The organism is Ruminococcus sp. 5_1_39BFAA (assembly GCF_964240875.1).
Taxonomy (GTDB): domain Bacteria; phylum Bacillota; class Clostridia; order Lachnospirales; family Lachnospiraceae; genus Blautia_A.
Window position 1 is genome coordinate 172665 of sequence record NZ_CAXSVO010000003.1, and the last position, 12074, is coordinate 184738.

Consider the following 12074-nt stretch of genomic DNA (forward strand, 5'->3'; position numbering starts at 1 on the left):
TGTTTTCAGTTGTGCTGCTTTATATAAGACGATACACATCCCTCAACTAAGCTCAACTCTCGCCTTTGGCTCGGTTTCGCCAAGGTTCGGGATGGACCTCGCACTAAATTCGCCCGACGCGCAAGCGCTTGGGCTCATTAAGTTGCTTTCGGTCTACCATACAAACGCTAAAACTTCGCCGCCGACCTGAAGCTTACGAGCCTCTTTGTCAGTGATTACGCCTTTGTTTGTGGAAAGGATTGCTACGCCAAGTCCGCCAAGAACTCTTGGAAGCTCATCTTTGCCAGCGTAAACACGAAGACCTGGTTTGGAGATTCTCTTTAAGCCAGTGATAATCTTCTCGTTTTTGTTCTCACCGTATTTCAGGGTGATATGGAGTGTTTTGATAACTCCATCTTCGATCAAGTCATATTTTGCAATATATCCTTCATCTACAAGGATGTTTGCAATAGCAATTTTCATTTTGGATGCCGGAACATCTACTGTGTCGTGTTTTGCAGTGTTTGCATTACGGATTCTTGTAAGCATATCTGCAATCGGATCGCTCATTGTCATGTTAGTTTCCTCCTCAATCAGACTTTACATGTCATTTATAATTTGTAATTTGTGTAAATACAGGTTTTTCAAGTCACTACACATCCCTCAACTAAATTCGCACTGCGCCTTTCGGCTTGCGCTCATTAAGGTTCGGGATGAACCTCGCGCTAAATTCGCCCGGCGCGCAAGCGCTTGGGCTCATTAAGCTGCTTTCGGTTACCAGGAAGCCTTCTTAACTCCCGGGATCTGGCCTTTGTATGCTAATTCACGGAAGCAGATTCTGCAGATTCCGTATTTTCTTAAATAAGCATGTGGACGTCCACAAATTCTGCAGCGGTTGTACTCTCTTGTGGAGAATTTAGAACCGCGCTGCTGTTTGATTTTCATTGCTGTTTTAGCCATGAACCGTTCCTCCTATCAGAATGGTATGCCTTTGCAATTATTTAGCAAAAGGCATATTGAATAATGTCAGTAATTCACGAGCTTCTTCGTCAGTCTTTGCTGTTGTAACAAAGATAACGTCCATACCTCTTACCTTGTCAACCTTATCGTACTCAACTTCCGGGAAGATCAACTGCTCTTTAATACCAAGAGCGTAGTTTCCTCTGCCGTCGAATGCGTTTGGATTAACGCCGCGGAAGTCACGTACACGCGGAAGAGCCAGGTTGATCAGACGATCAGCGAACTCATACATCTTTTCGCCTCTCAGTGTAACTTTACATCCGATCGGCATACCCTCTCTGATTTTGAAGTTAGCGACAGATTTCTTTGCCTTTGTAGCGATTGCTTTCTGTCCTGTGATCAGCTCCATATCTGCGATAGCGGAATCCAGAAGCTTAGCGTTTTCTTTGGCTTCACCAACACCCATGTTGATAACGATCTTATCGAGTTTTGGCACTTCCATAACGTTTTTATATCCGAATTTTTTGGTCATGGCATCCATGATCTCATTTTTGTAAATTTCTTTTAATCTACTCACTTACGTCTGCCTCCTCTCTCGATTAATCGATTACCTTTCCTGTTGCTTTTGCAACACGGACTTTCTTGTCTCCATCCATCTTGAAACCAACTCTGGTAGCTTTTCCGTCAACCAGCAGCATTACGTTGGAAATATGAAGCGGTGCTTCTTTTGTAACGATTCCGCCGTTCTGGTTTGCAGCAGATGGTTTGCTGTGCTTGGTAACCATGTTTACATTTTCAACTAATACGGTACTGTCTTTTGCATTAACGGCAAGTACTTTACCTTCTTTGCCTTTATCTTTACCAGCGATCACGGTAACTGTGTCGCCTTTTTTAATTTTCATAGCTGACATTAGGCACCCTCCTATAATACTTCCGGAGCTAAGGAAACGATCTTCATGAATTTCTTCTCACGAAGCTCTCTGGCAACCGGTCCAAAGATACGTGTTCCTCTCGGAGTTAAGTCGTCTTTGATAATTACGGCAGCATTTTCATCGAAGCGGATATAAGAACCGTCTTTACGACGAGCGCCTTTTTTTGTTCTAACTACAACGGCCTTTACAACGTCACCCTTCTTTACAACGCCGCCTGGTGTTGCATCTTTAACAGTAGCAACGATGGTATCGCCGATATTTGCATATCTTCTTGTAGAGCCGCCCATAACACGAATACAAAGGATTTCTTTTGCACCAGTGTTGTCGGCAACTTTCAGTCTGCTTTCCTGCTGAATCATACTGGTTATCCTCCTTATTTCACTTTCTCTACAACTTCAACCAGTCTCCATCTCTTATCCTTGGACAGCGGTCTGGTCTCCATAACTTTTACGGTATCACCGATATTGCACTCATTGTTTTCATCATGAGCTTTTAATTTATATGTTCTCTTCACGATTTTTTTGTAAAGAGGATGTTTTACATGGTCTTCAATTGCAACCACGATGGTCTTGTCCATCTTGTTGCTGACAACCTTACCCACACGGGTTTTTCTCAGATTTCTTTCCACGATTGTTTCCTCCTATATTCACTATTTGGAAGCGTTAGCCTTCTCAGTGATTACTGTCTGGATTCTGGCAATATTTCTGCGAACCTCTTTGATCCGGCCTGTATTGTCTAATTGATTGGTTGCATTCTGAAATCTCAGATTGAAAAGTTCTTTCTTAGCAGCTACTAATTCATCATTTAATTCTGCAGCTGATTTTGCCTTTAAATCTTCTACGAATTTATTAATTTTCACTGTTATCACCGCCTTCTAACTCTGCACGAGAAACTATTTTACATTTACACGGTAACTTGTGCATTGCAAGACGTAATGCCTCACGGGCTACCTCTTCAGATACACCTGCGATCTCGAACATAACACGTCCTGGTTTAACAACTGCTACCCAGTATTCCAGGGCACCTTTTCCGGAACCCATACGAGTTTCTGCTGGTTTTGCTGTTACTGGTTTATCTGGGAAAATCTTAATCCAAACCTTACCACCACGTTTGATGTAACGGGTCATAGCAACACGGGCTGCCTCAATCTGGTTGGATTTGATCCAACAAGGTTCGATAGCAACAAGTCCATACTCACCATAATTGATCTTATTACCTCTCAGGGCTTTACCTCTCATGGAGCCACGGAATTGTTTACGACGTTTTACTCTTTTTGGCATTAACATTATTTATCGCTCCCTTCCTTAGTTCCTTTTGTTGGAAGTACTTCACCGTTGTAGACCCATGCTTTTACGCCAACCTTGCCGTAGGTTGTGTCTGCTTCAGCGAATCCGTAATCGATGTCTGCACGAAGTGTCTGCAGCGGAATAGTTCCCTCGCTGTAAAACTCTGTACGAGCCATATCAGCACCGCCAAGACGTCCGGATACAGATGTTTTGATTCCCTTTGCTCCGGCCTTCATGGTTCTCTGCATTGTGGATTTCATTGCACGTCTGAAGGAGATACGGTTCTCCAACTGTAATGCGATATTCTCAGCAACTAACTGTGCATCTTTGTCCGGTCTCTTTACTTCTTTGATATCAACGATAAGCTTCTTGTCTGTATATTTAGCAAGCTCAGCTTTTACTTTCTCGATTTCAGCGCCGCCCTTACCGATTACGATACCAGGCTTTGCGGTGTGGATGATAACTTTCACTCTGTCAGATGCTCTCTCGATCTCAATCTTGGAAACACCTGCGCTGTATAATTTCTTTTTCAGGAATGTTCTGATGTTGTAATCTTCTACTAAGTAGTCTGCAAAAGAATCCTCTGCATACCATCTTGAATCCCAATCCTTGATAACACCGACTCTAAGGCCATGTGGGTTAACTTTCTGTCCCATGCTTTTCCTCCTTATCTTTCATCCAGCACGATGGTGATATGGCTTGTTCTCTTCTCGATTCTGTAAGCCCTGCCCTGTGCTCTTGGCTGAATTCTCTTCATTGTAGGTCCTTTATTTGCATAGCAGGCTGCAACGTAGAGATTGTCTGCGTTCATTCCGTTGTTGTTCTCAGCGTTTGCAATGGCTGATTCCAGTAATTTCTTCAGCACGCTGGAAGCGTATCTTGGGTTGTATGTCAGGATACCAAGTGCTGTCTGCACGTCTTTGCCACGGATCGCATCTAATACGTAGCATGCTTTCTGAACAGAAATTCTTGCGTAAGACAATTTAGCAGACGGTCTTTTCTCTCTATTCTCCTCGTTTCTGGCTCTCTTAATCTGGCTTCTATGTCCTTTTGCCATTTTAAAGTGCCTCCTTTCGTCATATTCGATATTATGGGAATCACCTTGGTCACTGAATTCGCCTTAGCTCATCAAGTGACCAGGTGGATGTTCTCACTAAATTCGCCCTTCGGCTCATTAAGTGTTCACAATCAGCGAACACCGGATTTCTTTTCGTCTTTTCCGTGTCCTCTGTAGGTTCTGGTTGCTACGAACTCACCGAGCTTGTGCCCAACCATATCCTCAGTAATATATACCGGCACATGTTTTCTTCCGTCATGGACAGCAATTGTATGTCCTACGAAGGACGGGAAGATCGTGGAACGGCGTGACCATGTTTTGATAACGGATTTGTCATTTGCAGCGTTCAGTGCATCTACTTTTTTCAGTAAGCTCGCATCTGCAAAAGGTCCTTTTTTCAGTGAACGAGACATTCTTAATCCTCCTTATTATTTCGATAAAGCTTTTCCATCGCGTCTTCTTACGATGAGCTTGTTGGACGGTTTGTTTTTCTTTCTGGTCTTCAGACCAAGAGCTGGCTTGCCCCATGGTGTACATGGACCTGGACGACCGATACCGGTCTTTCCTTCACCACCACCGTGTGGATGGTCATTCGGGTTCATAACGGAACCGCGAACAGTAGGTCTGATACCCATGTTACGTTTACGTCCTGCTTTACCGATGTTAATCAGGTTGTGGTCACCATTTCCGATAATACCTACAGTAGCACGGCAGATGATCGGAACCATTCTCATTTCGCCGGATGGAAGACGAAGGGTAGCATATTTTCCTTCTTTAGCCATCAACTGAGCGCCGTTACCAGCGGAACGAACCATCTGTCCGCCTTTTCCCGGATGAAGCTCAATGTTGTGAACCATAGTACCAACCGGGATCAGCTCTAATGGAAGGCAGTTGCCTACACGAACTTCAGCTTCCGGTCCGTTCATAACCTTCTGACCAATCTTGAGTCCTTCCGGAGCAAGGATGTAAGCCTTCTCGCCGTCTGCATAGCAGATCAGTGCGATGTTAGCTGTTCTGTTCGGATCGTACTCAATTGTCTTTACAGTTGCCGGGATACCATCTTTTCTTCTCTTGAAGTCGATGATTCTGTATTTTCTTCTGCTTCCGCCTCCGCGGTGTCTTACAGTGATCTTACCCTGGTTGTTACGACCAGCGCTTTTCTTTAAAGACACAACGAGGGATTTCTCTGGGGTAGAAGTTGTGATCTCAGAGAAATCAGAACCAGTCATATGTCTTCTTGACGGTGTATATGGGTTATAGGTTTTGATTCCCATTTTAGTTCTCCTTTCAAATTTGTCATCACGCTTTTGAATGCGTATAATCAGCTATCAACCAATGCTTCCGATCAAAGTCCCTCGAAGATCTCGATGTCCTTGCTCTCTTCTGTCAGAGCTACGATAGCTTTTTTGGACTTAGCAGTTTTTCCAACTACCATTCCACGGCGTCTCTTCTTACCATCCAGATTCATGGTATTAACGCTCTTTACTTTTGTTCCTTCGAACATTTTCTCTACAGCTTCTTTGATCTGAGCTTTGTTTGCTTCCGGATGAACGAGGAAAGTGTATTTCTTCTCACCCATAGCAGCCATGGATTTTTCAGTAATCACTGGTCTTTTGATTACATCATAGTATTTAATGTCAGCCATTATGCGTATACCTCCTCGATGGATGCTACTGCATCTTTGGTTACAACTACGGTGTTGTGTCTCATAACATCGTATACGTTGATAGTGTTAGGAGTTGCTGTCTGTACATCCTGAATGTTTCTTGCGGAAAGGATAACATTTTTGTCATCTGTTGCAGTGATCACAAGAGGTTTCTCTGCTTTCAGGTTTGTAAGAACCTTCTGCATCTCTTTTGTCTTTACCTCTGCAAGTGCCAGGCTGTCAACAACTACTAATTTATTGTCCTGAACCTTAGAAGTCAGAGCGGATTTTAATGCTGCTCTTCTTTCTTTCTTGTTCATTTTTACTTCGTAATCTCTTGGAGTCGGTGCGAAAATGATTCCGCCGCCTGTCCACTGTGCAGCACGGATGGAACCCTGTCTTGCATGTCCAGTTCCTTTCTGTCTCCACGGTTTTCTTCCGCCGCCGCTTACTTCAGAACGTGTCTTAGCTTTCTGAGTACCCTGGCGTTTATTTCCAAGCTGACGAACAACTGCAAGATGAACAAGATGCTCGTTGATCTCTACACCGAACACTGCATCGTTCAGCTCCATTGTTCCAACTTCATTGCCTTCCATATTATAAACAGTTACGTTTGCCATTTGCGTGCTCCTCCTTTCTCATTATAAGGACTTTACTGTTTCTTTGATCGTTACCAAAGATTTCTTAGGTCCTGGAACAGCACCCTTAACTAACAGTAAGTTATTTTCTGTATCTACACGTACGATTTCAAGATTCTGAACGGTTACCTGCTCGCTTCCCATATGGCCTGGCATATGTTTGCCCTTGAATACCTTGCTTGGGTCAGAACAAGCGCCGTTGGAACCTGCATGACGATGGTATTTAGAACCGTGAGCCATAGGTCCTCTGGACTGTCCGTGTCTCTTGATCGCGCCCTGGAAACCTTTACCTTTGGAAACAGCAGTTGCATCGATGTGATCGCCTGCTGCAAAGATATCAGCTTTAATTTCCTGTCCTACTTCATATTCAGCAGCGTTTTCAAAACGGAATTCTTTTACGAATCTCTTAACTGCAACGCCTGCTTTTGCAAAGTGGCCTTTTTCCGGCTTATTTACCAATTTTTCTCTGATGTCGCCGAAGCCAACCTGAACTGCTGCATATCCGTCGTTTTCTTCACTCTTAACCTGAGTTACGACACATGGACCTGCCTGTAAAACGGTTACCGGAATCAACATTCCTTCATCATTGAAGATCTGAGTCATTCCGACTTTTGTAGCTAAAATAGCTTTCTTCATTTTTCTTCCTCCTATAGCGGATTACCCGTTTCGGGCAATCATATAATAATAGCTAAATGCTTAAAGCATTTCTTAATTAATCACCTGCGAAAACTTATTTGGTTTTCATTTTGATGTCGATATGAACACCAGCAGGCATTTCCAGTCTTGACAGTGCATCAACTGTCTTCTGGGTCGGTGCAATGATATCAATCAGTCTCTTGTGAGTTCTCTGCTCGAACTGCTCTCTGGAGTCTTTGTATTTGTGAACGGCTCTTAAGATTGTAACAACTTCCTTTTTAGTAGGAAGCGGAACCGGTCCACTAACAGTTGCTCCGTTTTTCTTAACAGTGTCGATGATTTTTGCTGCGGAAGCATCTACCAACTGATGCTCATAAGCTTTTAATGTGATTCTCATTACCTGATTTGCCATAAAAAAAGTCTCCTCCTATTCGTACTCGTTATCAGTACGACAAGCGGCGACTGTACACATCTCCGTGTGTGTCCTAAGACATCTCTCCACACGCCCATCCCTAGATGGTCTATTGAACTTGTACAGTGACTTGTCGTCAGTTTCCTAACTTGACATTCGCTCCACGGAAAACCTGCCATTGGCAGCAACCTCACGCTTCATAGCTATCATGTCACAGCAGTTATTAGTATACACAAAGATTTTTCTTTATGCAAGGCTTTTTTTAGATTTCTTGCATTTTTTTTAATACAAAAAGCACACTTTCCGGCATATACCCGCGCCGGGACGCGCTTGTGCAAATAACGCAAAACGGGACTGTCCGGCGGACAGTCCCAAAATTGTTTCTTAGTCTTCGTCATACAAATCGTCATCATCCTCATCATCTGCAAAGATATCAGAGTAATCAAACAATGTGACCTTTGTTATTTCATCCTTTACGATGTCAGGAGCATCTCCGGCTCTCTTCGCACGCTCAGCAAGCTGTGCCGGTGAGTATCTGGGAACCGCCATTCTCTTGATCTCTACCGGTTCCTCCTCTTCCTCCACATATCTCGGCTCTGCTGCTCTTTTCTTTGCAGGCGCCTTCTGCGCTGTCTGACGGCTTCTCTGTGCTTTTCGTACAGGTTCCGCGTCCTCTGCGGTGGCCGCTGCAATTTCCTTTTTCAAAAGCTCATGGGCTTCACTTGTAGCGGTCTGGACGTTTCTCTGAGGACGTCTTATTTCTTCCTCTTCATAATCATCCTCTTCGTCAATCTCATCCACAAAACCGCCGGTTCTTACCTTACGCTTTTCTTTCTTTTTCGGGCGTTTGCCTTCCGCCTTGATTTCCCGCTCTTCTTCTCTATACTGACGCTCTCTTCTCTTTTCCTCACGTTTCAGCTCTTTTTTACTCTTTACATAGCCTCTCTCCGTGTCCTCTGGAATATCATCGTCATCCGGATCCTTTTTCCAAAGCTCTGCGATCACATAGAGAATAATCAGGAACAACACCGCAAGTCCCAGAATGATAAGCCCCTCAATGCTCTTGGTCGCAACCATCAGGTATCCGATAAAGCCAATGGTGATCACAACCTTAGGGACATACGCACCGATTGCAACGTTTACCGGCTGCGCCTGGGAAACAGTAGGATCGATCGCCGTACCGGTACCATTTTCCATATTTATAGTGGAAATGTTGTAGCGGTACACTGCTTCTCCCTTATTTACAAGAACAGGATCGCCTATAGCTATTTCTTCTGTTTTCACCGGAATCGCATATGTAACGGAACCCATAGGCAGATTCGTTTCTGTGCCGGATTCATCTCTGATCTCCGTAGTCACTCCGAAAAACGGAGGCACTGCTAATGCAACCACACAAAGGATGGTGCATATTACAATAAAATGTACAATAAACTTTAAAAATTTCGACATTGGTAACATTCCTCGCTTCTTATTGCTTCCATTACTGGTTGCTTAAATACTGTTCAATGCTTGACATGGCCGCTTCTTCATCATCACCGTTTGCAGAAAGAGTGATCTCCTCTCCTGCATCCAGGCCCAGAGTCATCATACCCATGATACTTTTGGCATTGACTTTTTTCTTTCCAATCTCGACATAAATTTCACTGTTAAACTGACTTGCAACCTGTACCAGTTGTGCTACCGGCCTGGCTTCCAGTCCAGTGGATAAATGAATTGTGATTGGCTTTTTAATCATAATAACTCCTCCTTGTTCTCCCTCAGTTCATCTGCAAGTGTGCTCAGCTTACGCAACCGGTGATTCACTCCCGATTTGCCAACCTGAGGGTTCAACATCATTCCTAATTCTTTAAGTGTAGCCTCCGGATACTGCAGCCTGAGCCTGGCGACCTCCTCCAGTCCTTCGTTCAGGCTTTGAAATCCCATCGTCTCTTCAATAAGCCTGATGTCTTCAATCTGCTTCACTGCTGCATTCACCGTTTTGTTGATATTCGCAGTCTCGCAATTCACCTTACGGTTCACTGAATTGCGCATTTCCTTAAGGATCCGGATATTCTCCAGATCCATCAGCGCCACATTCGCTTCCATGATTGCAAGCATATCCACAATCTGCGCGCCTTCCTTCACATAGACCACATATGATTTCTTACGCAGAACAATCTTGGCATCAATGTGGAAGCTGCGGATAATCTCCTGTAGCTGCAATGCTTTCTTCTCATCCGTGCACACAATCTCAAAGTGATAGCTTTTTCTGGGGTCACTGATCGATCCGGATGAAAGAAATGCTCCACGGATGAATGCCCGCTTGCAGCAATTCCGCTGATATACGATGGAATTGTCAACCTTAAGCATTCCTCCAGTGTGTTCCTCCGCAGAAAGCTTCGCTGCTTCCTGAAGCTCCCTGACCTCCGAAGGGTCAGTGAGAGAAATACAATAAACACTGCATTTCTTCAGATAGCTGCTTTCGCGTAGGGATATATCTGTTTCTATATTAAATGTTTTTTGCAATATTGTAAAGCACTTTCTTGCAACTGCCTCATTTTCTGTTTGAATCCGAAGCTCTGAACCGCCATCCGGCAGTTCTTCCATGCGGCCGCAGCAGCTCACAATAGCTGCCAGCTCTGCTATCTGGCAATGTCTGGCAGCTGCAATACGTTTGGAAAGTTCATCTTTCACCATCCCTGAAAAAGACATTTCCGAACCTCTTTCTTCTTATTTTTTTAGGAGTCTGTCCTTCTCCACATCTCTGTGTTCTAAGCGGAAACCATACTCCGTGTTTTTAGTCAGCCTACCGTAAAGCTCTCTGGCAATAGTCACGGAACGATGCTTTCCTCCGGTACAGCCTATGGCGATCACCAGACTTGTCTTTCCCTCACTCACATAGTTTGGGATCAGAAAGCTGATCATATCCTCCAGCTTGTCTGCAAAGCTGCGGGCGACCTCATTATCCATAACGAAATTAAAAACACTCTCATCAAGTCCCGTCTGAGGCCGAAGCTCGTCCACATAATACGGATTCGGCAAAAAGCGCACATCAAATACAAGATCCGCGTCAACCGGAATTCCATATTTAAAGCCAAAGGACAGCACGGATATCATCATATTATGAAACTTTTCATTTTTCACAAAAATCTTTTCGATTTCCTGCCGAAGCTCTCTGGTGAGCAGGCGGCTGGTATCGATGATATAATCCGCTCTTTTCCTCAGGAACTCCATTTTTTCCCTTTCCAGGCGAATGCCGTCATCCACTCTGCCGGAACGTGCCAAAGGATGGCTTCTCCTGGTTTCCTTGTAACGCTTTACCAGCACCTTATCCTCCGCATCCATGAAAAGGATCTGAAAATCATAACCTGAGTCCTTCATACGGTCCAGCACCACTTCCAGTTCACCCAGGGCGCGCCCGCTTCTGGCATCAATTCCCAGCGCTACGTTCTGCACGTCCTCACCATGGATTTCAGGCATCAGAGACGCAAATTTCTCTAAAAGCGCAATGGGAAGATTATCCACACAAAAGTAATGGGCATCCTCCAGCATTTTCAGCGCAGCAGTCTTTCCTGCTCCCGATAGTCCGGTTACAATTACAAATCTCATTTTTTATCTCCTGTCAAAAGTTTCCTAAAAATTTCACTTCGGGTTCTAATCGCACGCCGAATCTATCCATCACCCGCTCCTGCACATCCTGCATCAGTCTGTATACATCCTGTGCGGTAGCGTTTCCGGCATTGATCACAAATCCGCAGTGTTTTTCCGATACCTGGGCGCCGCCTACCTGATAGCCCCTAAGTCCTGCATCCATGATCAGCTTTCCTGCAAAATATCCTTCCGGCCTTTTAAAAGTGCTTCCGGCGCTTGGGTATTCCAACGGCTGTTTACTGATCCGCTGTCTGGCAAGCTCCCGCATCCGTTCACAGATTGCTGTCTGGTCGCCTTTTTCCAGAGAAATCACTGCCTCAAGGACAATATAATCCAGCCTTTTGACCACACTGGTCCGATATCCCATCTCCAGTTCTTCCGACAAAAGCCTTTTTATTGTCCCGTCTTTGGTCAGTACCGTTACCTCTTTCAGTACGTCTCTCATCTCTCCGCCGTAAGCTCCAGCGTTCATGACCACGGCGCCTCCCAGAGTCCCGGGAATTCCTGCTGCAAATTCAAACCCTGTCAGGGACGCCTCTCTGGCTGCCGCCGCAATCCCCGAAAGCAGCGCGCCAGCCTGGGCACGGATAAAAGTTCCTTCTGCCTGAACCGCTCCCAGATTTTTATACATCTGGATCACGACTCCCCGGTAGCCCTCATCGCTTACCAAAAGGTTGCTGCCGTTCCCCAGAATAAAATATGGAAGGTTTTCTTCGCGGCACACCTTTATCACCGCTCCCACAGCTTCCACAGTCGACGGCATCAGAAATAACTCCGCAGGACCACCGATACGGAATGTCGTATGACAGCTCATAGGCTCCTGTAAAAGCACTTTTTCCTCTCCCAGTATCCCGCAAAATTTCTGTATGATTTCCTGTTTCACAGATCCAAATCCTCAA

At 44.8% G+C, this 12074-nt stretch carries 21 protein-coding genes; all 21 read right to left on the minus strand.

The genetic code is table 11. The annotated features are described in order from the left end of the window. Positions 1–153 precede the first annotated feature (153 nt). Positions 154–555: a 30S ribosomal protein S8 gene (rpsH, locus tag ACESZH_RS05765; protein ID WP_373213292.1), complete on the minus strand. Its 402-nt coding sequence runs from the start codon at positions 553–555 to the stop codon at positions 154–156. Between the two features lie 198 nt (positions 556–753). After that, positions 754–939 carry a type Z 30S ribosomal protein S14 gene (locus ACESZH_RS05770; RefSeq protein ID WP_294526104.1) on the minus strand — a complete coding sequence of 62 codons (186 nt, stop codon included), beginning with the start codon at positions 937–939 and terminating at the stop codon, positions 754–756. Positions 940–976: 37 nt separating this feature from the next. Continuing rightward, the gene (gene rplE / locus ACESZH_RS05775) at positions 977–1516 is read right to left on the minus strand and encodes a 50S ribosomal protein L5 (protein WP_373213290.1); all 540 of its coding nucleotides are present in this window, start codon (positions 1514–1516) and stop codon (positions 977–979) included. Between the two features lie 22 nt (positions 1517–1538). Continuing rightward, entirely contained in the window at positions 1539–1850 is a 312-nt protein-coding gene (rplX, locus tag ACESZH_RS05780; protein WP_373213288.1) for a 50S ribosomal protein L24, read from the minus strand. Positions 1851–1861: 11 nt separating this feature from the next. Next, a complete protein-coding gene (gene rplN, locus ACESZH_RS05785) occupies positions 1862–2230 on the minus strand; it encodes a 50S ribosomal protein L14 (RefSeq protein ID WP_118513008.1) in 369 nt (122 codons plus the stop codon). A gap of 14 nt (positions 2231–2244) precedes the next feature. Further along, a complete protein-coding gene (rpsQ, locus tag ACESZH_RS05790) occupies positions 2245–2502 on the minus strand; it encodes a 30S ribosomal protein S17 (RefSeq protein WP_178732084.1) in 258 nt (85 codons plus the stop codon). An 18-nt stretch (positions 2503–2520) separates the two neighbouring features. Then, entirely contained in the window at positions 2521–2730 is a 210-nt protein-coding gene (rpmC, locus tag ACESZH_RS05795; protein WP_373213285.1) for a 50S ribosomal protein L29, read from the minus strand. Further along, the gene (gene rplP / locus ACESZH_RS05800) at positions 2720–3157 is read right to left on the minus strand and encodes a 50S ribosomal protein L16 (protein WP_373213283.1); all 438 of its coding nucleotides are present in this window, start codon (positions 3155–3157) and stop codon (positions 2720–2722) included. Before rplP ends, rpmC begins: the two co-directional genes overlap by 11 nt. Then, on the minus strand, positions 3157–3813 hold the full coding sequence (gene rpsC, locus ACESZH_RS05805; RefSeq protein WP_373213280.1) for a 30S ribosomal protein S3: 657 nt from the start codon (positions 3811–3813) through the stop codon (positions 3157–3159). The genes rplP and rpsC overlap by 1 nt, the downstream gene beginning before the upstream one ends. An 11-nt stretch (positions 3814–3824) precedes the next feature. After that, on the minus strand, positions 3825–4214 hold the full coding sequence (rplV, locus tag ACESZH_RS05810) for a 50S ribosomal protein L22 (protein ID WP_373213277.1): 390 nt from the start codon (positions 4212–4214) through the stop codon (positions 3825–3827). Positions 4215–4345: 131 nt separating this feature from the next. Continuing rightward, positions 4346–4627 carry a 30S ribosomal protein S19 gene (rpsS, locus tag ACESZH_RS05815; protein ID WP_015542253.1) on the minus strand — a complete coding sequence of 94 codons (282 nt, stop codon included), beginning with the start codon at positions 4625–4627 and terminating at the stop codon, positions 4346–4348. 15 nt (positions 4628–4642) lie between these two features. Next, positions 4643–5488: a 50S ribosomal protein L2 gene (rplB, locus tag ACESZH_RS05820; RefSeq protein ID WP_373213275.1), complete on the minus strand. Its 846-nt coding sequence runs from the start codon at positions 5486–5488 to the stop codon at positions 4643–4645. Between the two features lie 71 nt (positions 5489–5559). Further along, positions 5560–5859, minus strand: coding sequence for a 50S ribosomal protein L23 (rplW, locus tag ACESZH_RS05825; protein ID WP_373213272.1), 300 nt, complete (start codon positions 5857–5859; stop codon positions 5560–5562). Then, positions 5859–6479, minus strand: a complete 621-nt coding sequence (rplD, locus tag ACESZH_RS05830) for a 50S ribosomal protein L4 (RefSeq protein WP_373213270.1) — start codon at positions 6477–6479, stop codon at positions 5859–5861. Before rplD ends, rplW begins: the two co-directional genes overlap by 1 nt. A 21-nt stretch (positions 6480–6500) precedes the next feature. Beyond that, positions 6501–7133: a 50S ribosomal protein L3 gene (gene rplC, locus ACESZH_RS05835; protein ID WP_373213268.1), complete on the minus strand. Its 633-nt coding sequence runs from the start codon at positions 7131–7133 to the stop codon at positions 6501–6503. 94 nt (positions 7134–7227) lie between these two features. After that, positions 7228–7545 carry a 30S ribosomal protein S10 gene (rpsJ, locus tag ACESZH_RS05840; RefSeq protein WP_373213266.1) on the minus strand — a complete coding sequence of 106 codons (318 nt, stop codon included), beginning with the start codon at positions 7543–7545 and terminating at the stop codon, positions 7228–7230. Positions 7546–7929: 384 nt separating this feature from the next. Next, positions 7930–8994: a hypothetical protein gene (locus ACESZH_RS05845; protein ID WP_373213265.1), complete on the minus strand. Its 1065-nt coding sequence runs from the start codon at positions 8992–8994 to the stop codon at positions 7930–7932. A gap of 31 nt (positions 8995–9025) precedes the next feature. Next, a complete protein-coding gene (locus ACESZH_RS05850; protein ID WP_373213263.1) occupies positions 9026–9280 on the minus strand; it encodes an HPr family phosphocarrier protein in 255 nt (84 codons plus the stop codon). Next, positions 9277–10236, minus strand: coding sequence for a DNA-binding protein WhiA (gene whiA / locus ACESZH_RS05855; RefSeq protein WP_373213262.1), 960 nt, complete (start codon positions 10234–10236; stop codon positions 9277–9279). Before whiA ends, ACESZH_RS05850 begins: the two co-directional genes overlap by 4 nt. Before the next feature lie 18 nt (positions 10237–10254). Continuing rightward, on the minus strand, positions 10255–11133 hold the full coding sequence (rapZ, locus tag ACESZH_RS05860; RefSeq protein ID WP_373213260.1) for an RNase adapter RapZ: 879 nt from the start codon (positions 11131–11133) through the stop codon (positions 10255–10257). A 13-nt stretch (positions 11134–11146) separates the two neighbouring features. Further along, a complete protein-coding gene (gene murB, locus ACESZH_RS05865; protein WP_373213257.1) occupies positions 11147–12058 on the minus strand; it encodes a UDP-N-acetylmuramate dehydrogenase in 912 nt (303 codons plus the stop codon). Positions 12059–12074 lie beyond the last annotated feature (16 nt).